The organism is Nostoc sp. WHI (genome assembly GCF_015714725.1).
Taxonomy (GTDB): domain Bacteria; phylum Cyanobacteriota; class Cyanobacteriia; order Cyanobacteriales; family Nostocaceae; genus Nostoc.
Genome location: NZ_WBKM01000135.1, coordinates 43,413 through 69,836 on the forward strand (window position 1 = coordinate 43,413; position 26,424 = coordinate 69,836).

Genomic DNA, 26,424 nt, shown 5'->3' on the forward strand with positions numbered 1-26,424 from the left:
CACAGCCCTCAATATTTAAATTAGAATCCTTCAATTGCATCATCAGGGAATAATTGTTTTAAATAAAATTTCATCTTTTCAACGAAATTCGTGCTGGATTCTTTGTAAAAAAGAGTATGTTGCCAGCCTTGAAATCCCTTTGTAGAAAGCATGACACGAATATAATCATCAAATGAAAGGTTGACTGGACAAAAACCTTCTGACTCTTGTTCGATAAATACCATATCTTCTTCAGAAGATTCATTATCGAAAATAAAGCCTACGCGAATATTATCATCGTTGTAATCAAAATACCGAAATTTATTAAGTTCTTCTCTTTCCTCTTCATCCAAAAACTGTGTCCAAACCCTTGATTTCATTTTAGGATCAAACTTGACCATATCTTGAAAAGGCAATATTTCGAGTCTTCCAGAAAAATTTGAATCATCCTTGTTATATTTATCCAAAGTACCATGTTGCTCTAAGTCACAAGTCCAAATAATCTTCAAACCATCAACATTGCGATAAAATTCGAGAAGCTTCTCAGGTATTTTGAAATTAAGACTTGCCAAAGTGACATCAAGTAGAAAGCTATCGGTGCTTTCTCCAATCCACTGGTGTTGCACATCAATATAGCTATTGCTTTGCAACCGTTCCAGTAGTGATATAAAAAAATGTCTATAATCCATATTCAATCTTAATCTTTTGTTCTACATTAATAACCTTATTAAGTGTCAGTTTCTTATTGTCGGTTAAACTTGTCAGTGACTTCTTATTTGTCTGCCCTATTTTTAGGGTTAATTTGTCTTGATAATATTTCGTAAGATTGGCAATAAGATCAGAGAAGTTCTTAAAGCTACCATCTGTTTCTTGAAATTTATCTCTACATGAAACAATATCGAATGCTAGATTTTTATTAATTTCACCATCTGAAAACTTCTCAATATCTACTCGCCCCAATGCATTAAGGTTAGGCGCTCCGCTTAAGTCAGGATAGGTTTGAGTAATTGCTGGTTCTGGGTGTTTCTCAGTTGCTTTGTACTTAGATATCTTACCTGAGTTATCCCGAATGGCCTCAAGTTTTCCCCAAGAAATTTTTATGCTGGTTGGAATCTTGTCAAGCGGGTCTGGTTTGTTGTCATCATATGACACTTTCGTATTGTAATAAAGTATGGTTCCCTGCTGTTTGATCAAAGGTTTTACTTTATCTTCAATGTTTTGCATTTTTGAATTTGATGATTCACTTATCGGAGTAAGATTCCAAACCTGATCTCCAGGGCCATGAAAATGTTCACTTAACAAATGACCGCGCACCCATTTTGTAATTGATTTGCTGGCATAATCCATACCCGGAGGATTAACTGTAGGACTACTGCCAGTATATTCTCCAGGAAGATATGTTAAAGGATACGCAGTAACATTTCCTGCACGTTTCCCTTTTTGTGCATATTTTATATCTGTCCTGATCGCTAAATCAGTTTCATTACTAAATGCAACTAGTGATAGCTTCTCTGCAAATACCTTCATATGGCTCCTGAGCAATTCTCCGGCTTTAGAATACTCATGTCTGGCAGATCGTTTAGCTTTCTTCTCACTCTCTTTCATATAAATATCTTCGGTGCGTTTTACTTCTTCAATCTGGTTGTTTACAGTGCTTTGATAGTATGTGAGAGCATCTGAAATAAGTCCCTTTTGAGTAGCATCTTTTTCTAGGTTATGTCTACCTTCCAAGAATTTCTGCACAGGAGCTACTTCACTAGCTACGTAAGCCACTACCCTACGATTCTGACTCTGGAGGAATAATTTGTGTTTGCCTCCATCCTTTGATTTAAAATTATTTTTAATTTTTAACCATTGTAATAGTTTATTTTTAATTTTTGCCGCTACTGCTTGGCCCTTAGCAACCAGTGATTTTGCTTTTTTCTTCCCTTTCTTGACCAGAGCTTTCACTTTTTTCTTAGCTTTCTTAACCAGCCCTTTCCCTTTCTTGACGAGTGCTTTCACTTTCTTGAAAACACGCTTGACAATGGGTTTGACTTTCTTTAACAACCACTCGATCGCTCGAATAATGGGCTTGCGAATGGCCTGAAGGATTTTTCGGACTTTTTGTGCTAAATCACCCAGATTGAGAAGTTTGGCCAGGAAATCAATGGCTAGAACGATGAAGTTTTGCAGTGCTTTGACGATTTTGCTGGCAATTGCGCCTGGATTTCCTTTGGCGGCAAGTTCGAGAGAGTCCAGGAAGGCATTGACCACTTCTCTAATGCGATCAATGTTATCTATCAGGAAGCGCAAGCCTTTGTAGACGAGCTGGACAGCTTTAATGAAAGCCCCTGCTGGAGTAAACAACGAGCCAATAAAAGCTAACGCTTTCTTAATGGTTTTAAATAAGACAGTTTCCTTAACTTGATTGATAATGCTATCAAAACTGCTGACAATCATTTCCTTGAGGTCATCCCACAGGGCAATTAAGCCTTTTCCCTGGATCAGTTGAAAAATTTCCAGACCTTTCTCAGCCGCCCCGGTCCCTTTCTCTATCAGTTCAATCTCTTCTTTGCCCAGGATTTTGACAGCAAGCATCCGAAAAGTATCGTAGTTAAGCCCCAGCACTTGCATGACGAGAGAAAAAATACCTGCGGCATCCAACTTGTCAGGAATTGTTATACCAGCTCCACCTATGGAACCCCGCAGCCAGTCAAAGAATCCCCCGACCACATACCCTTGAATCCCTGCAATAAACTGATCGAATCCAGCTTTAACACCAGCCGCGAGATTTTCCAGGAAAAGAATGGGATGAGCCAGGATATCTCCAATTATGGACGCAACACGTTGCAGGATTGACTGCAATAGATCGGCTAATTTAGCAATGGCATTGGCAACCTCTTCAATAAACTCTACCGCTTTGTCGATCCAGGATTTTTTCACTTCCTCGTTAATCTTATTGAAGGTTTCCCTCAACGAATCGACATTAGACTTATAGGATTCTGCTAGAGTTTGGGCAAGTTCATTCTGCTTGTCATTGACGCTCTCTTCTAAATCATGATATTGAGCCGTAAATAACTCCAGCGCATCACTCGATTTTTCTTGTTGATCTTTATCCAGCCCATTAAATAACTTTTCTGACTCCGATCTACCATGCTCGATCCATCCGATAGCGTTATTCAACCATTCGGCGATCAAATTTGCAATCTTGTCTAGCGTTTTATCCATCGCTGACAAGAATTTTTCCTTTTCCTCTTTGAAAACCTGCTCAATGGCTTCGGTATCTTCTCCCGCAAAAAACTCGACAATTCCTAAACCATGAATGTCATCGAGTTTTTCTTCAACGGTGTCTTCAAATACTTTCTTGGCTTTATCCGATTCTTCGGTAAAAATGCGATCAACTTCCCCAGATAACCAAGTCAGGATTTTGCTGACATTATCCTTGGTCTCGTTATATATCTTCTCAAGTCCCTTAAAAACTTCCTTTTGCTTATCTTCGTCTGCTTTTTCCGTAGTAACCTGCTTGGAATATACCGTGTCAAAGGCTCCCTGGCGATCGCTCACCATGGCATCAAACTGATTTTTCCCAGCCCCTTGAGCCTTTTTCTCCGCTCCAGCCAAGATTTTTTCTTCTTCCTGCCGATAGCGTTGTGGGGCAGCTTTAGCTTCCTCCTGAGCTTGCTGTTTTGTCTTTAATGTTTCCTGAAACTTCTGCTCATTCCCGGAATTTCTCAATTGCTCTTCTGTCATGTTGTTTTCAGACAGCTTTGCATCAAGCTTTTTACTTTCCTCATCCATGGAAATTTCCGAGTCCTGCTTTGGTTTCGGAGCCGCCGCGTGAGGATCAATGGGCCGTGGCTTGGAACCAACTGACTCTTCTGACAATGCTTTCTCTGCCTGAGTCGGCAGCCCACTTGCGGGGGGGTCTTGTTTGACCTGACTGGTAATGGGAGCGGCTACTTTTTCGTTTTCGGTCGCAACCTGTTGCCCAATTTCCTCTTTGACTTTCTCTAACGGTTTATCATCCTTAAATCGTCTGGCACTTGCCTCATCTTTAGGAAGTTGGTTCTCAAGCGCATTCAGGTTTTGTTGGAGGAGCTGCTTAAAAGTTTCCGGCTTAAAGGGTTGTTTTTCTTTATCAACCGTTGCGGCGGTTATAGCCATCGCCTCCACATGTTGTTTGCGATCATTTTTATCTTCCTGCTCATTCTCAGGCAGAACTGCCGCTTGTTTTACTTCTCCAAGCTTCCTATCTGGAGGAACATGCTGGCGCTGGGTTCGTTTGGTTCGATCAATCTGCTTTAAAGTTTCTTGAAATGCTGGATCTTCATCTGGTGAGGTGGGAGTCTGTTGAGCGGCTTCAGGCGGTGCAGTGTCCGCTACTGTTTCATCAGACTTCGCAGCTTCTGCCTCTTCTGTGGGCGTGGCATCTTCTGTTTCAGAGTCTTGCTTTGCTTCTTCAGGCTTCATGTCGTCCTGATTCGCTCTGTTAGAACTCGACGGCTTCGAGGAAGGCTTTAAAGTAGCTCCTACGTTTGCCTTTACAGAAGCGTTTAAGGAAAAGACGAGATTGGTAGTCTGGCTTCCACTTCGACGCAGAGAAATTAGTTTTTGTGCAGTGGGTACTTCCTCCGAAACCGTAACGGATGTAACCGGAGAATCCTGTGCCACTTGATGAGCCACTGATTCAGGTTCGTGTTCTAGCGAATCAGTGGGTTGACTGACTCTTAGAGGGGGTGCGTCTGGATGATGAGAGCGTAAAGTAGGGGTGGCCTGTTGCTGAATGGTGTGAGTCAGTTCGTGGGCCAGCAGACGCTTCCCGGTTGATTTATGCGGTTGGTAATACCCTGCACCAAAGTAAATGTCCTGTTTCCAGGTAAATGCTTGAGCATTTAGTTCATGGGCAAGTTGATTCGCTTCTGCATCTGTATGTACTCGCACTTGACTGAAGTCATAGTTAAAGCGAGATTCCATGAAGGTGCGGGTTTGTTCACCAATAGGCTGTCCTCCGCCTCGGCTTGCCTTAAGACGAGTTACCAAATCAGGGTTAACATTAGGGGTTATAGAAGAACGTTTGGTTTGAACAACTTCTTCTTCATCTTCATCATCTTGCGCTGTGTCTTCGGCTTGCCGTTGCAGTGTCTCGTCTTGTTGGGGGTTTAACTGATGAATCGATAGCGATGATAAAGATTTACCTTGCACAATTTCCTCATCTTCATCATCTTCTTGTGCGGTGTCTTCGGCTTGCCGTTGCAGTGTTTCGTCTTGTTGTGGGTTTAACTGTTGAATTGATAGCGATTTAGTTTGAACAACTTCTTCGTCTTGAGCTTCTTCTGTGACTTCTGTTTGTCGCTGTAGTTTCTGTGTGGATTTGGGATTAAATCGCTGAATCGAGAGTGCTGTTCCGGAAAAGGTTTTTGGCTCTGGCATGGACATCACTTGATCGGCAACCTTGTCGGCTTCCTGCTCGTAGCGATCGCTCGGCTTTCCTATAATCAACTTGGGTTGAATTAACGGAACATATGATGATTGCACAGATACTTGGCTAAAGTCGTGCTGAAAGCTAGATTGCTTCGCTTCATCTGATTGCTGATGATTGTCTTCAACCTGTACTTGTTTAGCTGCGGAATTTTTGAGCAGACTGGTCTTGACAGCAGAACTCGCTTGTTGGGATGTCTTTGCCTGGGCAAGGAATCGTGTACTCATAAGTTCAACTTCCTCAAGCTTGACCAGTCTTTAACATGGTTTCATCCTCTTCCATGAGGCCATAAAATCAGAACTTTTTCTTTTGATTCCTAGAGATTTGTAATAATTATTGATATAAATTCAATTTTATGGAATTTGAAATCAAAATAAGCCAGGACTTACGCAGTGATGATTAGTCATTGCGTACTCCTTTGGAGAACCCGTAGGGTACGAAACGCAGTGTAGTGTTCGCCTAGCGTCTCGCAGAGAAGCAATCTCGTTAAGACTGGGATTACTTCGCGAACGTTCGCAATGACGGAAATACGTTACCTTTGCGTAAGTCCTGTAAGCTTTTGCAACATTTAATTGGTTTTTTAACAAGCTTAATGCATAATCAGCAACATCTTGCATGGAGAAAAAGCTATGCGTTTTTTTATCTTTTGGTGGATTGTTGTTCCATCTGCTTTAGCATTCATTCTGGGGCTAGCAGCCAATATCGCTCAAAGACTGGCGAACAAGTCAGAGGAATCCTTAACGGAAATACCTACAACTAATGATACTTCTGCTGTTTAGGCAGAAGTAATAAAAGGAAAATTTACTGCTAGCATAAAAATTTTGCTAGCAGTTTTGAGTGTACTTTTTATTCTGAATCTCTGAAAGGCAATAGAGCCTCCTGAGACTCAACCTTAGATGCTGGCAGAAAAGGGAAATTATCGGGTAACTTGATGCCCAATTGTTTTTCAACGATTTCCCGCAAATTAATCTCAGGTGGGAATTGGATTTGGAGTTTCTCAGTAATTACTTTTTGTGACCAATTGGCAAATAACGCTAGTGGCGAAAACAATCCCACAATAAAACTGTATATTAAATTCAGCGACAGTTTATTTTGATCCTTTGATTGCGGTTCCTCTAGCCAAGCACCAAACCTCCATCCAGTCCGGAAGCTAGCAAGCCATATCCAAACTAAAGTAGCTACGAATAAAAGTCCTAATAATACTAGCAACCAAAGAGTTTTACCTATTAGGTAAAAGATTTTTGCAAAAGCACTAAAATATGAACTTCCTTCGCTATCATTTGTGGCTGACTTGAGAAGTCGGCGATTTTGATCCGACGTAGGGGCAAGTGTCATAGTTAAAACTCCCTACTTAATTCCTATAAAATTTCAAGATTATTATACCATAGTGATTTATCTTCATTGTGTTACTTTTAGTAAAAAATAATTCTGTAATACTAAGCGATCGCCATTTGTTGGCTTAAGTTGATTGGGTATGGTTTTAGAAAGTAGGTTTTCGTGTCCAATAAATAATTCGTAATTCGTAATTAAAGACATTTTCAGACGGGGATTTAAACCCCGACTGAAACTGACCAGAGGCGGAGTGGCTCCGACTCCGCGCTATGTGTAATGGTTGGGGTCTTAAACCCTTTTATTTACGATAAATACTCTCGCAGCGATTTCTGGTTCTAATCCTAAAACTTCCATTGGCGTTATGTCTCGGCAAGCTCCTAGAAATACACTATTTTTGAGAAATGCACAAATATGCAAAAACCTTAAGAAAACTTTTGAAACTGGTACTTCGGCATAGCAGTCTAAACCTGTTGAGTTAGTCTCAAGTCCTTCATAGCTGAATGTAAGTATAAATTAGCCTGACGCAGAGATAAGTTTGAGATATAGAGTTTTTGGGCGTTGCTGAATAAAGTTGCGATCGCATCAACGAAAACATTATCCAGAGTATAAGAGCGAACTGCCTCCGAAGAAATAAAGCCTCGTTGAGCCAAAACTTGATCAATTCGATTCGTAACTGTTAGGGTAACTATTACTTGCCCCATTTGCTTACCCATTTCAGCAAACTCCTGAAAATACAGTATTTTTGACCAATGCACCAATATGCAAAAACCCTAAGAAAACTTTCGCCCTGCCCTCTCAAAGAGATTACTCAACTAATTCTCCTGTCTGCTCTAAGACTTGTTTATACAGCTTGACATTGACCCAATATTGGGCAATATCAATCATGGCATCAAGTAGTGGTTGTACTTGAGGAATAATTTTTCTATTTTTTGCTAACAAGAGAATGCCAAGAGTACCAATTACCTGTAATCCCAAATTTTTAGCTACTTGGCGAGCCTCCCGTTCATCTAACAAAATGTTTAGCTCACCAGTTTCGAGAGCTAAGGCAATGGCTTCTCGCTCCCCATGATCTAGCTCTGGGGGGATGCTGAGTACTATGTTTGAGACAGGACGAACTTGTAGCCATCCAGAAGCAATTGCTTGCAATATAAATTGTGAACTTAGGAAGCCTGAACCTGTAGTTTCATTATAGACAGCTTGGGGTATAATAATTGTCCCAAACACTGCCTGTAAAATATCAAGACGATTGATAGCAGCGAAGTTAATCAAAGGCGTAGCGTTGCAAATAACTGTCACAACTACCAAGAACCTGTTTTAATTGACTCAATATCATCTGCTAAATCCATTTCAGTATAATGACGTGGAATTTTTTGTTGCGCTAAAAGTTGCTGAAATTCCCATACAGATAGATTAGCCAAGCGGCGTGCTTGACCAAAGGTAAAAATATTCTGATCGTATAGCTGTAGAGCAATTTCTAGACGAATAGCCTGTTCGCCTTGATTTAGGGAATCTGGAGATAATTGAAGGTTAATTGAACTCACAAATTGACTCATACCCAAAAAACCAACGTTTCACTTTTAGCATAAAATATACGACAATATGAAGCAGTAATATTTTAGAAGCCTTTGAATCTAGGCTATTGAGCGATCGCACCACAAACAACCCCAAAACTACGCTAAGTATAAGCGATCGCATCTCTTCAACTTCAGAAAGTTGCATTGTAGTGTGGGGTTAGATAAATATAGTTTCATTGCTGTATATGTAATCCATGAACTATACCGCCTTCCGAATCAAATCTAGACTCAATGATAGAGAAAAACCTGGTATCTCCCTTTTCAAAATGTCTAAAAATTGTGTAAGCGAGTATATCAGCAAGTTGAATTAGTCTCGAAGCTTTTGAGTCTAAAAATAAAGGCACTTCCGAAAAGTTTCTGATAACACCCCAACTGTATCCAATAGTTCTAAAGTCAGTTGCTAAAGATTGAATTGTTGTCTCATAAGTGGATTTGTCAAAAATTATAATGCCTCTCTGTGTATTATCATTTTTGTGCTGCCTGATCAAATACCGATCAAACCTACTAGCCAGTTGTTCAAACGCAACTTCAACAGGGTCTTTTGGTGATACTACAGTCTTCTTAATCACACTTGCGAATAGTCGGTTACTTGGGTGTGACTGTAGGAAAACCTGCAAAATATCTTCAATAGCTTTCTCTCTATCCTTCTTAGGATAGCTCCTCCACTTTCCTCTACCACTCAGCATTGGACTACCGTGCAATTCAACTGATACCGGATCAGCTGGATCAAATCTAGCAGCAATTTGGTCAAGCTGATCAGAAATCCAGTATCCTTGACGCTCAAATACACAAAATCCAGCCAGTACAAAATATTGTTGGTTTGAGTCGTGCGTTGTACCAGACTCATCTGCATACAGCAAATACATGGCTGTTCTTTATTCTTAGACAATAAAAATCAGTCAAGGGAAGACCTAGCTTCCGCGATCTGAAAAGGTCAGACCTCTTGACTGCTAACTATATTATAAGCTGTTATATCTCTAACATAAAAATTTTACTACAATAGATTTCTTATTTCAGGACTTACACCACCAGCAGATAAATAAAAATCCTGAATTTTTTTAACGTACTCGTAAACAAGTTTGTGCAAATCTGAATCAAAATTTGAAAATCCTTGCTCTGATGATAAATCTTCATCTTCATCTTGCCATACTAAATGGCCAGGACATGGTTCTTTTGATTTCCAAATTTTTTTGTCTTTCTCTGAAGGAGTAATGCTTTTATCCCATACACGAATTACATACATATCATTTGGCCAACTGAAATAAACTCCTAGCTCAATAAAAGATTTTTCCAGGCTGACATCTATTTCAGATAACCTTATAGATGCATCATTTTCTTCATAGTCTGTAGAAGTTTTTAATTCACACTTGTTAGATTTTAAACCCTGAATAATTGATTCAGAAATATGTATTAAATTATTTTCTAGCTGACGGTAAGTGAAATCGCTTCTATTGTTCTGTGTCATAGTGCCCCTTCTGAATTGAGATGGTTGCTTACAATACACTAAGGTAAGTTTGCTCAGAATTCATCGGTAAAACTCGCAACTTCCGATTTTTCAGGTCTGGTTCTAACCCTAAAACTTCCATTGGTATTACACCCAAAAGGGGATATGGTACTTCTGTGAGTTCGAGACAATCAAAGGTTCCTTGACGCTCTGCAATACTAAGTTCAACATCTCGGAAAATTCGCCCCTGCTTCACTCCAGCAGCAGTCTCTACCTGGGCTTCTCCACCTTGGACTAAACCTAGTTGACTAATAACGCTAGCAGGTAAACACAGCAAAGTTGCACCCGTATCAACTAAAACATTATCCAAAATACAAGAGCGAACTTCCTCTGGAGAAATAAAGCCTCGCTGCGCCAAAACTTGATCAATTCGATTTGTGAGAGTGAGGGTAACTACTACTTGCCCCATTTGCTTACCCTGAAGATTTGGTAGTACCAGCTTACCCATTTCAGCAAACTCCTGAAAACAAAATATTTTTGAGAGATGCCTTAAAATACAAAGACGCAAAAACGCCTCTGCGCCTCTGCGTCTCTGCGTGAGACATTTTTCCTTACACCATCTCAGACGAAGCCTGCACCATCTGCTGCGGCTGCGGCTGGAACATAAACAATGAGTACACCACATCTCGGCGGATATTCACCATCATATCCAAGAACAATTCATACCCCTCGCTCTTATACTCAATCAACGGATCTTTTTGCCCATAACCACGCAATCCCACCGATTCGCGCAAGGCATCCATTTGTTGCAGGTGTTCCCGCCACAGGGTATCAATGCGTTGCAAGATAAAAAAGCGTTCAGCTTGGCGCATAAGTCCGGGTTGAACTTGGTCAATCTGCGCTTCTTTGAGGTCGTAAGCAATTCGCACCTGTTCGTGGAGGAAAGCTTTAATCTCACTAACAGACATATCCTCTAATTGACTTGGCTGCAAATCCGCTAGCAGATAAACGAATTCTTTGACTTTTTCAACCAACTTTTCTAACTCCCACTCTTCGGAGGGTAAGTCTATGTTGATGTAATAATCAACGATGTCATCCATCGTTTTTTCGGCGTACTTAATCACCTGTTCTTTCAAGTCTTGCCCTTCTAGCACCCGACGGCGTTCGGCATAAATAGCACGACGTTGATTATTCATCACCTCGTCATACTCAAATACCTGCTTCCGAATGTCGTAGTAGTAGGTTTCAACTTTTTTCTGTGCGCCTTCCAAACTGCGGGTAAGCATCCCAGATTCGATGGGCATATCTGCTTCCACATTGAAGGCTTCCATTAAACCAGCCACGCGATCGCCACCAAAAATCCGCAGCAGGTTATCCTCTAAACTAAGAAAGAATCTCGTGGTTCCAGGGTCGCCTTGTCTTCCTGCGCGTCCCCGCAACTGGTTGTCAATCCGCCGCGATTCATGGCGTTCTGTACCAATTACGTGCAAACCACCGATTTCCACTACCTCGTTATGTTCGCGGGTAGTAAATTGTTCGTATTCCTGCTTGACGCGGTTGTAAGCTTCCCGCAATTTCTGAATCACGGGGTCATCAATGGGAGCTTTTTCTGCGGCGATCGCTACCTTGTCTTCTGCTTCCAATTCCGGTAAACTGCGATCGCCATACTCACGCACCGCAATTTCTACTGCATCTTTCAGCAGTTTTTCTGTTTCTTTTGTCAATTGGGTGGGAAAAATTTCTGGCGAAGCCCGCCAAGTTTTGACTTTTTTGCCAGGGACAAATCCTTGACCACCGCCGTGTCCTGTAGGCAATCCGGTTGGTCTTTGAACGCCAAAGCTATCTTCGTCTTCTGGCATGACGATTCGGGGCATGAAATATTCCCGCAGCTTCAGACGTGCCATGTATTCGGAGTTACCACCAAGGATGATGTCTGTACCTCTACCAGCCATGTTGGTAGCAATGGTAACAGCACCTTTTCGTCCGGCTTGGGCGACAATTTCCGCCTCACGCTCGACGTTTTCCGGTCGGGCGTTGAGTAATTCGTGGGGAATTTCCAACTGCTTCAGTAGTCGGCTGAGAAGTTCGGATTTTTCTACGCTAGTGGTTCCTACTAACACAGGTCTGCCTAGTTCGTGCATTTCGGCACATTCTTTAGCGATCGCTCCCCACTTGCCTGGTTCTGTCTTAAAGACCATATCCGACAAGTCTTCGCGTCTTCTGGTTTGATTGGTGGGAATTACCGCGACTTCCCGTTTGTAAATTTTTTCAAACTCTGGTTCTTCCGTTTTGGCTGTTCCTGTCATTCCACCTAATTTTGGATACAGCAAAAACATATTTTGATAAGTAATTGTCGCTAGAGTTTGAGTTTCTGGCTGAATTTCTACGTGTTCCTTGGCTTCAATAGCCTGGTGTAGTCCATCACTCCAACGCCGTCCGGGTAGCACCCGACCGGTAAATTCATCCACAATTACCACTTCCCCATTGCGGACGATGTAATTTACGTCCTTGAGAAAAAGTTCTTTGGCTTTAATCGCGTTGAAAACGAAGTGTGCCCAGGGATCTTCCGGGTCAAATAAATCTGTGACTTCCAAAAGATTTTCAGATTCAGCAAAGCCTTCATCTGTCAATAGCACGTTACGAGCTTTTTCATCCACATCGTAATGCTCGTCTTTTTTGAGTGTGAATGCGATTTCAGCAGCTTGCAGATACTTTTCTGTAGGTCTTTCCACCTGCCCGGAAATAATTAGCGGTGTCCGCGCTTCATCAATTAAAATCGAGTCTACCTCGTCAATCACGCAATAATTGAACGGGCGTTGCACCACATCTGCCATTGATGTCGCCATGTTATCCCGCAGATAGTCAAACCCTACCTCGCTGTTGGTGACATAGGTAATATCGCACTCGTAGTTTTTCTGGCGTTCGCTGGGAGTCATACTTGCCTGGATTAACCCCACACTCAGCCCCAAGAATCGATGCACCTGTCCCATCCATTCCGCATCCCGACGAGCCAGATAATCGTTCACAGTGACGACGTGTACGCCTTTACCAGTCAGGGCATTTAAATAACTTGGCAAGGTGGCGACTAGTGTTTTACCCTCGCCGGTTTTCATTTCGGCAATTTGCCCTACGTGTAAAATCATACCGCCAAGCAATTGGACATCAAAGTGCCGCAAGCCTAAGACTCGCCGTCCTGCTTCTCGGACAACGGCATAAGCTTCTGGCAAGATATAATCCAGAGTTTCGCCTTTAGCGAGTCGTTGTTTAAACTCGGCGGTTTTACCTTTTAACTCATCATCGGAAAGAACCTTAATTTCTTCCTCTAAAAGGTTAATTTCAGTAACATTAGGTTGGTATTTTTTAAGCTTACGAGCGTTGGGGTCGCCCAACAAAAGTTTTAGCATGGCAGATTATAGAACTGAATGAAGGGGATGGGGATTAAAGGGTCGGCATTGATTATAAACATTTAACCCAACCGTCTTAGTCATGGATGGGTGTGAAATGAGAATTACCTCAAAAACAGGAGAAAAACTAGCTGTATTCGTTTTATAAACGATTGGTTTTAACTCTTATCTTATATTTAGTCTTTCTTCATAGTATCATTTTGCTCCCAGATGGGGACAGAGAAGAGGGGGCAGGGGAGCAGAGGGCAACTTTCTCAAGGTCTTTCCCCTCCCCCCTATTTCCTCTGCCCCTCTGCCTCTTCTGCTGTAAAGCGGCGGAAATTGTAGTCACTAGCACTGGAATGACAGCTGACACAGCTGCCAATCTGGACGGGACGTGGTAATTTAACTCCTGGATGCAAAGCTTTGAAATAACGCGAGTTGTTAAGGCGATAGGGTGTTTCTTCGTCGTCTAGCTGGACACGGGAGAAAGTTGAAAGATATTTCCACACCAAGATGCGTGGCGGATCTACTAAGAGCTTTAGTTGTGCGCCGTAATGCTGGGAGTCTTGCAGGAGATTTTTCCAAGTTTGGGTGGGTAAAACAGATGGTGGTAAGGCGATGTGACATGTAGAGCAGTTTTCCAAATACAGTTCTTGCCCCAACTGATACTGTGGAGGCACTACGTCAACAGTGCCAATTTCAACGGTGGGAGTAGCACTTTGGGCGTTAGTTGCCAAGGCTAGAAGCCAGCCCATAGCTAGGCTCCACGTTACAATTACCAGAAGCAAACTGAAAAATTGGCGTTTAAATTGGCGTTCGGCGCTTTGCTGTAACGTTTTGCGTTGGCGTAGCCTGCCGTAGGCATCGCTTCCAGAGGAGCGTAGCCCATCGCCATCACGGGTTTTGCCCTTAACAAAAATTGACATTCCTCACATTCCCAGATATTTAGAAGTGGCGCTTGTGCTAATCATAGGACTTACGCTAACCTGACTCACTAGAAAAATCAGCTAAAATATCTCGAATTTCATTTGCCCCAATATCTTCTCGGTCAGACTTAGAATAAATCGTTAGTAGCAAAATACTTGTAGGTGACTCAACTTGATAAATTAATCGGTATCCAGCACTCTTACCTATTTGGATATTATTGTTACGAACTCTTACCTTGTAAATAATATACTGCTTACCAAAACCTGCAATGCGTAGGCGTAGCCCGCCGTAGGCATCGCCGACAAAATTCCCTTGTTGTAATTGCTCAATAATCGGTTGAACATCAAAGCGAATATTGCGAAATCTCTTTGAAAGGTCGCGCAAGTTTTGTTTATATTCAGGCGTTAAATCGATGAGTACGGATGGCTGTTCATTCGGCATCAATTCCCTCCCACATTTGGGATAGTGGCAAGCGCTGACCAGCTTTTGCTTGCTGCAAAGCTCTTCTCAAGCTGGCTTTAATCTCCTCAACGGGTGTATCATCATGGTCAATCTCTTCTGTTTCTGCCTGGTCTGGAACCAACACAATTACCCGAACCTGATAAGGATAAGTAGTTCCCTGAATCGGCTCATCTAAAACTAGGTTTCCCTGAGAGTCAATCCTGCCAGTAACTTCGATCGCTTTCATCTGTTGTTCACCTCATTTTGTAGGATATCTTAACATTTGAAGGATTTTAGGTGATTTCTGATTAAAAAAATACCTATGTTAACGAGTTTCGACTTCTCTGCGAGACGCTACGCGAACGCTCAACTCTCGACCACTGAGTTGGTTGAGCGAAGCCATTTACTGAGCTTACTAAAGTGTTGAAACCAACTCAGTGTAAATTTATTACTAGAATTCACCTTAGGTGCGATAAGACGAATCTCCATAAAGCAACGGCAGTTGTAATCTGCGGCTTAAGCGGCTTAAGTTGCTCATAACTGCCTTTCTTACAAAACTGTACAAAAAGCTGCTAACAGTTCTACCATTTTTGCTTTCAGTACTGCAATTGCCTCTTCTAAAGACTCACAACCTTCAGTATCTAGCAAGTGGGCATCACCTACATCAGCACTTGACCAAAGATAGCTGTGTTGCCCTACCGTTAAACATCCTTGCCACTTATATTCATAAGTATCGAGTGTGATAAAAAAACGCCGTGGCATTAGCTCTTCGGGGTTAAGAACAAACTCTCCCCACATAGAAAAGCCGAAATACTCCCCATTTTTTTCGTTATTGTATTCCCAATCATTCAGGTTGGGAAAAGCAGCTTTAGCTTTGTCTAGAACTTGTTGAATTTCAGGTTCTGTTAGCAGCATTTTCAAAAGAAAGCAATTAGGTCAAAACTTAGAATCAACTGTTGTCTACCTTTTTTATATTAAGGAATAGAAACCGATCGCAATAATCGCTCAACAACAGTTCTAGCGTTGCGTCCTCCTCTGGGAATGAGGCGATGGCAAAGAACGTGAGGGACGAGAAATTTCACATCATCGGGAATGGCATAATCACGCCCTAATAGAAAAGCTAGCGCTTGGGCAGCCCGTTGTAATGCTAATGTACCACGGGGACTGACACCAAGGGCGATTTCCTCATCTTGGCGTGTTGCCCGCACCAATTCAAGGATGTACTGTTGCAAGGAGGTTGCCACTTTGACTTGAGAGCAGAGGTAACGCAATTCCTGTACTTCTGCCAAGGTAATACAAGGCTGCAAATCAGCAACTTTCACACCATTTTGGAGATTTTGCAGCATTTTGAGTTCTTCTGCCTCAGAAGGATAGCCCAAACTCAGCGACAACATAAACCGATCCATTTGCGCTTCCGGCAGAGGAAAAGTACCTTGATACTCAATAGGGTTTTGGGTGGCAATCACAAAGAAGGGCTGGGGAACTGCACGAGAGACACCATCGACTGTTACCTGATGCTCTTCCATTACTTCCAGCAAAGCTGACTGAGTGCGGGGTGTGGCGCGGTTGATTTCGTCAGCTAGTAACACATTGGCAAAGACTGGCCCAGGAAGAAAAGTAAATTCGCCGCTTTTTGGGTTCCAAATGTTGGTGCCAGTGATGTCAGTTGGCAGTAAATCGGGGGTACATTGTAGTCGTTGGAACTTGCCATCCACTGAACGAGCTAGGGATTTAGCGAGCAAGGTTTTACCAACACCAGGGACATCTTCTAGGAGGGCATGACCATTACCTAGCAGGGCGACTAGCACTAAGCGTATTGCCTCAGCTTTACCAACGATGGTAAGAGACAAATTTTGTATTAGAGCGTCAATTTTTTCTCTCATGCGGTGTGGCGATTGGGAATTGGGGAGTGGAAATGGAGAATGGAAAATAAATTTTTCCTAATGCCCAATTTCCCTAAATACATTGTTCCCACTCATAACTCCTAAACTCTTAACTCAGAGAAAACCAATGAACACTAAAGGCTATATAGTTCTCATTTTAAGACTTTTAGGCAATTCAACCCTCTCATTTCATCTCAACCAACCCTACAATTTAGGCTAAACTCCAGTAAGCTAGGCGATCGCATTCTATCTTTATCCACAAATATACTGACTCACTAGGACGTAATTCATCTGCGATGCCTACGGTGGGCTACGCCTACGCATTGTGCCAAGTTAATTTGAGAGAATCTGATTATCACCGTAACAGCAGAAAAATTGACATTATTTCTTTAGTTAAGACCAAGCTAAATATAATTTAATTCTTTATACGCCTTCCTCTGTGCATAGCTTTTCCACGTTGCTCACATCTTCGCAACTCTCTAGTATTATTTGTCGGAGTTGTAACCGAAAAGATAAGTATGTCTTCTGTGAAGATTTGTACAATTGTTCGTTATGTTAAATAGAGCATGAGGTTTTTACTGATATAACTCAATATAATTGTGAGTTGTTATAAAAAAAACTAGCCAAACTTTTATTAGTGCAGTATGACCGCAAATAGCATTAAGTTTACGATCGCCTTCAACGACCCTGACTTGGAAGCACAAGAACAGGACGAACAGGTTCAACGGCTAATGACTGAACTCAAGCAAATTGACGAGATAGATGCAGTTGTTGGTCGTGTTCTTGACCCCAGCCCACCGGAAGGCAACAAAGCATTAGGGGGGTTTTTGGTGGGTCTGTTAATGGCTGAGGTGAATGTAGGCAATGCGAAAAAGTTGATGGGATTTTTGGGCGATCGCCTCGGTGGTAAACTTATTGAACTATCAGTGGAAGCCAACGGCAAGAAGCTGACGGTGAAAGCCCACAGTCGAGAAGAACTAGAAGCCGCCATCAAAGCAGCCCAAGATTTTATTGCAGCATAGATAAAAAAATATGCAAAAAGTAGCGTTGCTAATTGGGGTTAGTGAGTATGAGCCAGGGCTAAATCCATTACCTGCGGCTGTGAAAGATATTGAGGCGCTGCAACGGGTCTTGAAAGATCCGGAGATGGGGGGATTTGATGATGTGAAAGCACTTCCTAATCCTGACCGACAGACAATGGAATCTGAGATTGAAACCTTGTTTTCCGGTCGTGATAAAGAAGATTTGGTGTTACTATTTCTCTCTGGACACGGCATCAAGGATGATGGTAACAAGCTGTATTTTGCCACTCGGATCACTCGCAAGAATCTCAAAGGCGAGTTGATTCGGTCAACTGCTGTACCTGCCAACTTTGTCCACGAAATTATGAACGGTAGCCGTGCCAAACGGCAAGCAATTATATTGGACTGTTGCTTTAGTGGAGCCTTCGATCCTGCATTACACGCCAAAGATGATGGCTCGGTTGACTTGCAGACCCAACTTGGGGCTGAAGGGCGGGTGGTACTCACTTCCTCCAGTTCAACTCAGTATTCTTTTGAGCAGCAGGGATCAGACTTATCGATTTACACCCGATATCTAGTCGAGGGAATTGAAACAGGAGCAGGCGATCGCAATGAAGATGGGTTTGTTTCGGTGCTGGAATTGCATGAGTATGCTGTCAGCAAGGTGCAGGAAACTGCCCCAAACATGACCCCGAAGATCATCGTTCTTAAAGACAAAGGATTTGAAATTGTTCTCTCCAAGGCACGAGTTACTGACCCTAAGCTGAGATATCGGAAAGCCGCTTCACGTTATGCAAATGCCGGAACGATTCGTCCAGCAGGTCGGGCTGTTCTAAATACACTGAGGCAGCAGTTAGGCTTGACCTCTGGAGAAGCTACTGAAATTGAAGCTGAGATATTACGCCCTTATCAGGAGCGATTAGCGAATTTACAAAGCTATCGAGAAGCTTTAATTGCAGAAGCAGAGCATGAATACCCTCTAAGTGAGGATGCTCGTGAAGAAATGAATAGGCTTCAAGAGCTTTTGGGGTTAAAAGACGCTAATATTTTGCCAATTAAGCAAGAAGTTGAGGCGCAGTTTGCCCAAAAGTCAGAGTTATACCAACAGAATTTAGCTCAATACAAGCAGGTATTTACAGAAGCAATTCAACGAGAATTTCCTTTAAACCAGCAAGATAGTCAAAACTTAGAGAATTTACAGAAGTCTCTAAGACTAAGAGATGAAGATATTACAGGTATTGAACAACCTCTTCTTCAGCAAGCAGAAATCAGATATCAGGCAAAGCTAAAACAAGAGGCAGAGCAACAACGGCAGAAACAGGAAAAAGTAGAATATGATGATAAACTTCGACGCTATGAGCAGGAATTTTCTAGGGCAATCCAGGCAGGATATCCTCTGAATCAGCACGTTTTGGAGGGACTAAAAGCTTTTCAACAGCAGTTGGGATTTAAAGATGAAGATGTTGCACGCATTGAGCGACTGATTGGTGAACCAGCAGAGTCAAAATATCGAGAAAAGCTCAGACAACAAGAAGAAGCCGAACAGCAGCGACAGGCAGAACTGGAGCAGAAGCGCCAAAAGGCAGATTATGAAAATAAACAGAAACAGGAAAAAGTAGAATACGGTGATAAACTTCGACGCTATGAGCAGGAATTTTCTAGGGCAATCCAGGCAGGATATCCTCTAAATCAACACATTCTAGAGGGACTGACAACTTTTCAACAGCAATTGAAACTTAAAAATGAAGATGTTGCACGCATTGAGCGACTGATTGGTGAACCAGCAGAGTCAAAATATCGAGAAAAGCTCAGACAACAAAAAGAAGCCGAACAGCAGCAACAGGCAGAACTGGAACAGAAGCGCCAAAAGGCAGATTATGAAAACAAACTGCATCGTTATGAACAAGAGTTTGCAAAGGCAGTTGAGGCAGAATATCCACTAAGTCAAGCAATTTTGAATGAACTGAAGAACTTTCAGCAGCAACTCGGACTTAAAAATGAGGATGTTGCACGCATTGAGCGAATAATTTGTGAGCCACTGGAAGTAAAGTATCGAGAAAACTTGAGGCAACAAGAAGAAGCCGAACGTAGACAGCAGAAAGACCTTGAACAAGAACGCCAGAGATCAGAATATGAGAATAACCTACAACAGCAATCGCACTCTGAAGCTCAGGTGAACTTTGACCTCACTAAGTCTGTGTTTTTAACAACTGATGAGATGAGAATAGGAGTAGAAAAGCAAATTACTATTGAGAATGAAACCATCACTGTTAAAATTCCTGCTGGTATCACAATTGGAAAAATTCTCGGTATAAGAGGTAAGGGTAAGTTAAACTCTTTAACGCAAGAACGTGGCAATCTTTACTTAAAATGTGAAAATGTTGATTCTGATTTTTCAGATTTTCCACATATACAGATGGAATTTCGCAAAGCTATTCAAATTGACACTAACAATGCAAATGCTCACCTCAATCTGGGAATTACTCTCCATGATCAAGGAAAGTTGGATGAGGCGATCGCAGCTTTCCGTAAAGCTATTCAAGCTGACCCCAAGTATCTAGATGCTTACTTCAACCTGGGAAATGCTCTAGAGGCTCAAGGGAAGTGGAATAAGGCAATCATAGAATATCGCAAAGTTATTCAACTCCAACCTAATTTTGTAAAGGCTTACAATTTATTGGGAGATGCTCTAGACACTCAAGGCAAATTAGATGAGGCGATCACAGAATATCGCAAAGCAATCCAAATTGACCCTAACCATGCACTTACTTATGCTAATTTGGGATGCTCTTTATCAAGACTAGGCAAACTAGATGAGGCGCTCGCTGCCTGTCGTAAAGCAATCCAAATTGACCCTAACCACGTACTGGCTCACCACAACTTAGGGGCTGCTCTCTATGCTCAAGGAAAGTTGGATGAGGCGATCGCAGCTTACCGTAAAGCTATTCAACTTGACCCTAACCACGTACTTGCTCACAACAACTTAGGGGCTGCTCTACAGGCTCAAGGAAAGTTAGATGAGGCGATCGCAGCTTACCGTAAAGCTATTCAACTTGACCCTAACTATGTACTTGCTCACGTCATCTTGGGGAACACTCTAAGGGTTCAAGGAAAGTTAGATGAGGCGATCGCAGCATTCCGTAAAGCTATTCAAATTGACCCTAACTATGTACTTGCTCACGTAAACTTAGGATTTACACTACAGGCTCAAGGAAAGTTGGATGAGGCGATCGCAGCTTACCGTAAAACTATTCAAATTGACCCTAACTATGTACTTGCTCACAACAACTTGGGAGATGCTCTACAGGCTCAAGGAAAGTTGAATGAGGCGATCGCAGCGTTCCGTAAAGCTATTCAAATTGACCCTAACAATGTAGATGCTCATAACAATTTGGAGGCTGCTTTGAAGGCTCAAGGATAGAAGAAAAAGTTCTTAGGGCTTTTCTGATATATAAGTTTGAAAAGAGTATTCACAAGAGTCCTGAATAATTAAATCACAATTACCTATTAGACAAAGTTTACCAACGCGCCAAACACTTTGTTCGGTTAGCCAACCGCGATGTTGTCAGCATTATGTTAAAAATGAAGATGACTGAAAAAGGCAATTATCATGACTATTCGTGAAGCTTCATAGGCGTAGCCCGCACTTCGACAAAGCTCAGTGACCATCGTAGATATCGCTCCCTGCAATATTTTCATACAAAGCGATGCCTACGGCGGCAAGCTACCCTCTAGACTAGTTAGGGCTTCAGCTTATACTAGAAAAGAAAGACTAGAAGAATATTGCTTTCAAAATGCTACTTGTCCCAATTGCTGATCCAATTCCGCTTGGAACTGATGCTAATGGCGTTATCCGCATTAGTAAAACTCGCGTAACTTTAGATACAGTTGTTACAGCTTTTCTGGAAGGGGCTACAGCAGAAGAAATTAAGGAGCAGTACCCATCACTTCAGCTTTGGGATATTTATTCTGTGATTGGCTATTATTTGCGACATCAAACCGAAGTTGATGAATATCTTCTAGAACGTCAGCGCCTTGCCAGCGATGTTCGTCAAGAAGCCGAGAGACGTTTTAACCCTGTTGGGATACGCGATCGTTTATTGGCAAGACGCAACCCATAAGGATAAACTAAAATGTTGCGATTCTTGGCAGACGAGAACTTTAATAATCAGATTGTTCGTGGTGTTCTGCGTCGTAATTCCAATATTGATATTGTCCGTGTTCAGGATGTTGAATTGGCGGAAGCAGACGACCCAACTGTCTTGGAATGGGCAGCACAGAACGGGCGTATAGTGCTAACTCACGATGTAACAACAATGACAAACTTTGCCTATGAACGAGTGCAAACAGGCTTGTCAATGCCTGGGTTATTTGAGGTTAGTCGTCGTGTTCCAGTTGGTTTGGCGATCGAGGAAATCCTGTTATTAGATGAGTGTAGCTTGGAAGGAGAATGGGAAGGGCAAGTACGATTTTTGCCGTTGCGTTGAAGAGGACTGAAGAAGGGATTATTCTCATGACCTTCGTAAAACTGCGTAGGCGTAGTCTACGCAATTGAGGAGATTCATGAAGGAGCGATCAAAAACAAATCAATTATTTTCAAAGCTTATATATAGTCATGCTGGTAAAGAGTATGTCACAATTCAGGCAGGGATTGCTAGAGGTGAACGGGATGCCCCCACTACTCGACCGAACTACCGACCAACGCATTGTCCATTATGGGACGTGGGAACAGTTCAAGTTCATCCAAAAGGGTTTTGATGGTTCTCCTGGTGTGCGGCTGTTTTACTATGACGATGCGATCGAGATTCTCATGCCAGGACGCGAACATGAAATTTTTGCCAGTATCATCGGTTATTTAGTGACAACCTTTCTCGTCGAAAAAGGCATTTTCTTTCAGCCAACCCGATCAATGACCCAGGAAAAAGAAGGGGTTGTCTCGGTTCAAGCGGACGAGTCCTACTGTATTGGCAGCGTTAAATTGATTCCAGATTTGTCCATCGAAGTCGTTTTTACCAGTGGTCGTATCAACAAGTTAGAACGCTATAAAGCTCTGGGAGTACTGGAAGTCTGGTTTTGGGAAGATGGGCTGTTAACACTCTATCATCTGCATGACGGCAGCTATGAACGCATCGAGCGCAGCCAACTGCCCGGACTCAATGACCTCAATTTGGATTTACTGAGACGCTACATTTTGATGGCTGAGACCGATGCTGGAGAAGCTATTAGAGCATTTCGTCGAGAGATTTAACGCATGGGCGAGATTTTCGTAGACATCGCTAGTCAGCAGGGGTTCTTACAGAAAGCGATGTCTACGATGGTCACTGAGCTTGCCGAAGTGCGGGCTACGCCTATGACAAGCATTTAAACGGACATGATATAACTCCTAGCTTTGCGCTTACGCTCCAGCACTCAAAACTTCTTTGGCAACAAGGCAGTCAAGTTGAATTTGTGTTTTCAGAGCTTCTAGAGAAGGAAATTTTTGTTCAGGGCGCAAAAATTTAACTAGCTGCACAGCCAGTTTTTTACCATACAAATCACCTGACCAATCGAATAAATGTACTTCCGCAGATGAATAAGTACCATTTATGGTTGGGCGATTACCGATATTCATTACGCCCAAGCTCTCGCTAGGAGCGGCATCTGATGTTTCACTGATATTGAAAACGCGGACAGCATAGACTCCTTGGCAGGGCAAAAACTTTTCTTTTGGTAATTGCAGGTTGGCGGTGGGAAAGCCAATTGTTCTACCTAGTTGTTGACCTTGAACGACATCACCAAGGAGGGTGTAGGGGCGTCCTAGTAGTAGATTTGCGTTTTCGACATCTCCGTGTTCAAGGTTTTGGCGGATCAATGAAGTGCTAATGCGGACATCCTGAGTCGGAGTAGTACTAACACAACTGCTTTGGGTGGGCGAGTCACCTGTATAAGTTTGTAAGGGAACCACGGTAACGGGGATATTATGCTTGGCGGCAAGTAATTGCAAATCCTTGGCAGTACCACTACGCTTTTCGCCAAAACAAAAATCTTCCCCGATACTAATTCGCTGGCATCGCAGTTGTTGCACGAGAATTTTTTCGACGAATTCTTCGGGGGTCAAAGCAGACAACTCTTTGTCAAAGGGTAGTAGTACCAGTTGTTCTACCCCAAGCGATCGCAATTGTTGGACTTTTTCATCCAGTGGCGTTAATAAAGTCCGGGGTTGCCCTGTAAAAAACTCCTGTGGATGGGGGTCAAAGGTGACAACTGTTGAGTAAATATATTCTTTATTTGTCAGTTGTTGATTTTCCTTTAACTGCGGATGACTGGCTACTAACAATTGACCACCAGCGTGCAAGACTGGTTGAATTACTTTTTGATGACCAAGATGAACACCATCAAACTTGCCAAGCGCAACAGCATTCGGCGTTAGCAGCCCTTCGGTCGAAGAAGCAACCCACACAGAACACCCATTTTGAGACAAATTTAGCACGTAGATTCTGAGATTTTAGGTTTATTTTAGCTATCAGCAGGAAGCTACCCTATGGTAAGCCGCCCTGAGGAGGACAGCTATTGTAAATGGGTTTGAACCTCCACCAACTGCCCATGAGGTCTTGAGCTTACGGGGAAATTGTAACGAGGTTTTACCCTACCATCAGCCCCAAAAAAGGGCGTCTGTGTATGTCTGGGCTGAGTTGGTGAATCTACAAACTGTGTCCTCCTGTCGCCCTTCTGCTGTGGTCGGTGCTCCAACAATTCTGGGCAGCACTGTCTCACTATGCAGCCAACAGATACGCTCTCGCGCTGAAAGCCTCTAATCACCAATCTAATCTAAAATCTCCGATCGCAATCTTTAGATAGAAAACTTGCTAACAGGAAAAGATTCTGATAATGAAACGGAGATGGGAACCTGAAGTACCATTCCTTCCCGTGCCATGATGGCACCAGGAAATTTTGCAGCAGCTTGTTTTCCTACACGATCCAAAAAGTCGTCATTGTGCGCGGGGTCGTGGTGATAAATCACGAGAGTTTTGACGTTGGCAGCTTGTGCCACTTTCACAGCTTCTTGCCATGTAGAATGTCCCCAGCCAATTCTTGGGGATGTTGGGGAGTGGTATTCTTCGTCAGTGTAGGTGGAATCGTAAATCAGAATATCGGCATTACGAGCTAGCCACAGCACATTGTCATCGAGTCGGTCGGGAAAATGTTCGGTATCAGTCAGATAAGCAGCAGCACCACCCCGCCAGTTGACGCGGTAGCCTACGGCTTCACCTGGATGGTTTAAAGGTGCTGTTTCTACCGTAACGTCATCAATGTGGATTGGTTGCCCCGGTCGAATGTCGTAGAAATTTAAATTGGCTTGCATAATCTGCAAGGGTACGGGAAAGTTCGGGTGCAACATCTGGTCATTGAGGCGCTGTTCAATGGTAGAACCATCAGGTGCGATCGCGCCGTAGATATGAAAGTCATTCCCCTTAACAAACCCTGGGGTAAAGAAGGGAAAACCCTGCATATGATCCCAGTGAGAGTGGGTAAAAAATATATGAGCTTCTAACGGCATTTGGCACAACATAGATTGCCCCAAAACATGTAGTCCCGTGCCAGCATCGAAAATTAAGCGTTTATCGCCCGCTTGCATTGATATGCAAGGGGTATTACCGCCGTAACGAACAGTGTATGGCCCTGGACTGGGGATGCTGCCGCGAACGCCCCAAAATTGTACGGTAAATTGGTTCTCTATCCTAGACATAGGTATTGCTTGCTGGACTGAGCGGGCGATAATGGGAAAAATTGTTACTTATTTTGTCTAAGTTTATGCTGTCTGACCGATTTTGGTAGAGGGAGGATTTCTTGGTAAAACAGCATACCCTGTTTCTGGCTGATTGTGTAAATGTGGATGAAATACTGTCAGGTAAAATTTTCGAGTTTTTAGGGTGGATTTGTATCGGTTATTTCAAGAGTGCCCCTACGTTATAGCCTACATTTTTCTTTGCTGCATTTAAATAACCCCAGTTTTGTCCTGATAATCAAATGATTCACGGAAACTGGAATTCCCAGTCAGACAATTTATCTAGTCCAGTTGCGTAGGTAAGATTGTATTGTAAGGGGGTAATACTGATATAGTTTTTACGTATAACATGTACATCTGTAGGTACATTTTGAGGCAGATTTAATCCGGTTGGGGGTTCTACATCCTCAATTACTTCTCCGGTTAACCAGTAGTACGTTTTTCCACGAGGATCAACTCGTTTATCAAATACATCAATATAACGCCGCACTCCTTGACGGGTAAGAGTAACTCCGGCAATTTCTTCCCATTTAACAGCAGGAATATTAACGTTGAGCAACATCAAATCTGGTAGCGCTCTTTGCGCTAACTGATCTACGAGAATTTTGGCAAATTTAGCAGCAGGTTGAAAGTCTTTAGAGGTGTGGCTAGTAAGACTCAGCGCTATACTGGGAATGCCTTCAATTAGACCTTCCATTGCCGCAGAAACAGTGCCGGAATACAAAATTTCAGTTCCCAAATTCGCACCTTGATTAATGCCAGAGAGAACTAAATCGGGGGGAGTCTTTAATAAAGCCCACAGCGCCAATTTGACACAATCTGAAGGCGTACCATCGCAAGCCCAAGCTTTGATAGCGGGATGAAAAATCTCTTCAACGATTTCGGCGCGAATAGGTTGGTGTAGAGTTAAGGCATGTCCAGTTGCCGATCGCTCTCGATCTGGGCAAACTACAGTAACATCATGACCTGCCTCTGCCAAGTAGTTGGCTAGGGTACGAATACCTAAGGCAGAAATGCCGTCATCATTGCTAATTAGTAATTTCATAGTCATTGGTCATTAGTTATTTGTTATTTGTTATTTGTTATAAGCCATTTGTCAATGTCGCAGGTCACAGGCGGCAAAAAAACATATATACTCACTAGTACACTGTGGCGGAAGTTTGCCTACTTTTAACAAGTTGCTCTGAGCAACTTGTCTAACCCGTTGTTT

26 protein-coding genes are annotated in these 26,424 nt (G+C 42.6%); 6 read left to right on the forward strand and 20 right to left on the reverse strand.

The features are described from left to right. Positions 1 to 20: 20 nt before the first annotated feature. Together F8S12_RS13475 and F8S12_RS13480 are read right to left on the reverse strand one after the other, a co-directional pair. The gene (locus F8S12_RS13475; protein WP_196516777.1) at positions 21 to 668 is read right to left on the reverse strand and encodes a hypothetical protein; all 648 of its coding nucleotides are present in this window, start codon (positions 666 to 668) and stop codon (positions 21 to 23) included. Further along, positions 658 to 5,667, reverse strand: coding sequence for an eCIS core domain-containing protein (locus F8S12_RS13480; RefSeq protein ID WP_196516778.1), 5,010 nt, complete (start codon positions 5,665 to 5,667; stop codon positions 658 to 660). Before F8S12_RS13480 ends, F8S12_RS13475 begins: the two co-directional genes overlap by 11 nt. Positions 5,668 to 6,069: 402 nt before the next feature. Here F8S12_RS13480 and F8S12_RS13485 point away from each other — a divergent pair, with 402 nt between their 5' ends. Beyond that, on the forward strand, positions 6,070 to 6,219 hold the full coding sequence (locus F8S12_RS13485; protein ID WP_196516779.1) for a hypothetical protein: 150 nt from the start codon (positions 6,070 to 6,072) through the stop codon (positions 6,217 to 6,219). A gap of 67 nt (positions 6,220 to 6,286) precedes the next feature. Here the strand turns inward: F8S12_RS13485 and F8S12_RS13490 are convergent, their stop codons facing one another. The 15 genes from F8S12_RS13490 to F8S12_RS13560 form a co-directional block, all read right to left on the reverse strand. Further along, complete coding sequence (locus tag F8S12_RS13490; RefSeq protein WP_196516780.1) at positions 6,287 to 6,775, reverse strand: hypothetical protein; 489 nt, start codon at positions 6,773 to 6,775, stop codon at positions 6,287 to 6,289. Positions 6,776 to 6,838: 63 nt separating this feature from the next. Continuing rightward, positions 6,839 to 6,976, reverse strand: coding sequence for a hypothetical protein (locus F8S12_RS13495; protein WP_196516781.1), 138 nt, complete (start codon positions 6,974 to 6,976; stop codon positions 6,839 to 6,841). Between the two features lie 257 nt (positions 6,977 to 7,233). Further along, entirely contained in the window at positions 7,234 to 7,485 is a 252-nt protein-coding gene (locus F8S12_RS40570; RefSeq protein WP_230967995.1) for a hypothetical protein, read from the reverse strand. Between the two features lie 91 nt (positions 7,486 to 7,576). After that, a complete protein-coding gene (locus F8S12_RS13505) occupies positions 7,577 to 8,068 on the reverse strand; it encodes a DUF3368 domain-containing protein (protein ID WP_196516782.1) in 492 nt (163 codons plus the stop codon). 2 nt (positions 8,069 to 8,070) lie between these two features. Beyond that, on the reverse strand, positions 8,071 to 8,313 hold the full coding sequence (locus F8S12_RS13510; protein ID WP_331001388.1) for a UPF0175 family protein: 243 nt from the start codon (positions 8,311 to 8,313) through the stop codon (positions 8,071 to 8,073). Beyond that, positions 8,300 to 8,491, reverse strand: a complete 192-nt coding sequence (locus F8S12_RS13515) for a hypothetical protein (RefSeq protein WP_196516784.1) — start codon at positions 8,489 to 8,491, stop codon at positions 8,300 to 8,302. Before F8S12_RS13515 ends, F8S12_RS13510 begins: the two co-directional genes overlap by 14 nt. A 28-nt stretch (positions 8,492 to 8,519) precedes the next feature. Continuing rightward, the gene (locus F8S12_RS13520; RefSeq protein ID WP_196516785.1) at positions 8,520 to 9,212 is read right to left on the reverse strand and encodes a DUF3800 domain-containing protein; all 693 of its coding nucleotides are present in this window, start codon (positions 9,210 to 9,212) and stop codon (positions 8,520 to 8,522) included. A gap of 128 nt (positions 9,213 to 9,340) precedes the next feature. Then, positions 9,341 to 9,811: a hypothetical protein gene (locus F8S12_RS13525; RefSeq protein WP_196516786.1), complete on the reverse strand. Its 471-nt coding sequence runs from the start codon at positions 9,809 to 9,811 to the stop codon at positions 9,341 to 9,343. A gap of 28 nt (positions 9,812 to 9,839) precedes the next feature. Then, positions 9,840 to 10,298, reverse strand: coding sequence for an aspartyl protease family protein (locus F8S12_RS13530; RefSeq protein ID WP_196516787.1), 459 nt, complete (start codon positions 10,296 to 10,298; stop codon positions 9,840 to 9,842). Positions 10,299 to 10,401: 103 nt separating this feature from the next. Continuing rightward, the gene (gene secA, locus F8S12_RS13535; protein ID WP_196516788.1) at positions 10,402 to 13,194 is read right to left on the reverse strand and encodes a preprotein translocase subunit SecA; all 2,793 of its coding nucleotides are present in this window, start codon (positions 13,192 to 13,194) and stop codon (positions 10,402 to 10,404) included. A gap of 275 nt (positions 13,195 to 13,469) precedes the next feature. Beyond that, on the reverse strand, positions 13,470 to 14,102 hold the full coding sequence (locus F8S12_RS13540) for a cytochrome C (RefSeq protein ID WP_230967996.1): 633 nt from the start codon (positions 14,100 to 14,102) through the stop codon (positions 13,470 to 13,472). Between the two features lie 55 nt (positions 14,103 to 14,157). Continuing rightward, entirely contained in the window at positions 14,158 to 14,544 is a 387-nt protein-coding gene (locus F8S12_RS13545; protein ID WP_196516789.1) for a type II toxin-antitoxin system RelE/ParE family toxin, read from the reverse strand. After that, entirely contained in the window at positions 14,534 to 14,791 is a 258-nt protein-coding gene (locus F8S12_RS13550) for a type II toxin-antitoxin system RelN family antitoxin (protein ID WP_196516790.1), read from the reverse strand. Before F8S12_RS13550 ends, F8S12_RS13545 begins: the two co-directional genes overlap by 11 nt. A gap of 302 nt (positions 14,792 to 15,093) precedes the next feature. Beyond that, entirely contained in the window at positions 15,094 to 15,459 is a 366-nt protein-coding gene (locus tag F8S12_RS13555) for a hypothetical protein (protein ID WP_196516791.1), read from the reverse strand. Positions 15,460 to 15,518: 59 nt separating this feature from the next. Then, positions 15,519 to 16,427 (reverse strand): AAA family ATPase, encoded by a 909-nt coding sequence (locus F8S12_RS13560; RefSeq protein WP_196516792.1) that lies wholly within the window; start codon positions 16,425 to 16,427, stop codon positions 15,519 to 15,521. A 644-nt stretch (positions 16,428 to 17,071) separates the two neighbouring features. Between F8S12_RS13560 and F8S12_RS13565 the strand changes: the two genes are divergently transcribed. From F8S12_RS13565 to F8S12_RS13585, 5 genes are all read left to right on the forward strand, one after another. Then, the gene (locus F8S12_RS13565) at positions 17,072 to 17,449 is read left to right on the forward strand and encodes a hypothetical protein (protein WP_196516793.1); all 378 of its coding nucleotides are present in this window, start codon (positions 17,072 to 17,074) and stop codon (positions 17,447 to 17,449) included. Positions 17,450 to 17,459: 10 nt separating this feature from the next. Next, on the forward strand, positions 17,460 to 20,870 hold the full coding sequence (locus F8S12_RS13570) for a caspase, EACC1-associated type (protein ID WP_196516794.1): 3,411 nt from the start codon (positions 17,460 to 17,462) through the stop codon (positions 20,868 to 20,870). 373 nt (positions 20,871 to 21,243) lie between these two features. Continuing rightward, complete coding sequence (locus F8S12_RS13575) at positions 21,244 to 21,570, forward strand: DUF433 domain-containing protein (protein ID WP_196516795.1); 327 nt, start codon at positions 21,244 to 21,246, stop codon at positions 21,568 to 21,570. Positions 21,571 to 21,582: 12 nt separating this feature from the next. Then, positions 21,583 to 21,936, forward strand: a complete 354-nt coding sequence (locus F8S12_RS13580) for a DUF5615 family PIN-like protein (RefSeq protein ID WP_196516796.1) — start codon at positions 21,583 to 21,585, stop codon at positions 21,934 to 21,936. A 143-nt stretch (positions 21,937 to 22,079) separates the two neighbouring features. Further along, positions 22,080 to 22,697, forward strand: coding sequence for a Uma2 family endonuclease (locus F8S12_RS13585; RefSeq protein ID WP_230967997.1), 618 nt, complete (start codon positions 22,080 to 22,082; stop codon positions 22,695 to 22,697). 147 nt (positions 22,698 to 22,844) lie between these two features. On the opposite strand, the gene F8S12_RS13590 is transcribed toward F8S12_RS13585, so the two are convergent. The 3 genes from F8S12_RS13590 to surE all read right to left on the reverse strand — a co-directional run bounded on the left by F8S12_RS13590 (position 22,845) and on the right by surE (position 26,259). Further along, positions 22,845 to 23,918 carry a bifunctional riboflavin kinase/FAD synthetase gene (locus F8S12_RS13590; RefSeq protein WP_196516797.1) on the reverse strand — a complete coding sequence of 358 codons (1,074 nt, stop codon included), beginning with the start codon at positions 23,916 to 23,918 and terminating at the stop codon, positions 22,845 to 22,847. Between the two features lie 360 nt (positions 23,919 to 24,278). Then, positions 24,279 to 25,175 (reverse strand): MBL fold metallo-hydrolase, encoded by an 897-nt coding sequence (locus F8S12_RS13595; RefSeq protein WP_196516798.1) that lies wholly within the window; start codon positions 25,173 to 25,175, stop codon positions 24,279 to 24,281. A 286-nt stretch (positions 25,176 to 25,461) separates the two neighbouring features. Next, the gene (surE, locus tag F8S12_RS13600) at positions 25,462 to 26,259 is read right to left on the reverse strand and encodes a 5'/3'-nucleotidase SurE (protein WP_196516819.1); all 798 of its coding nucleotides are present in this window, start codon (positions 26,257 to 26,259) and stop codon (positions 25,462 to 25,464) included. Positions 26,260 to 26,424 lie beyond the last annotated feature (165 nt).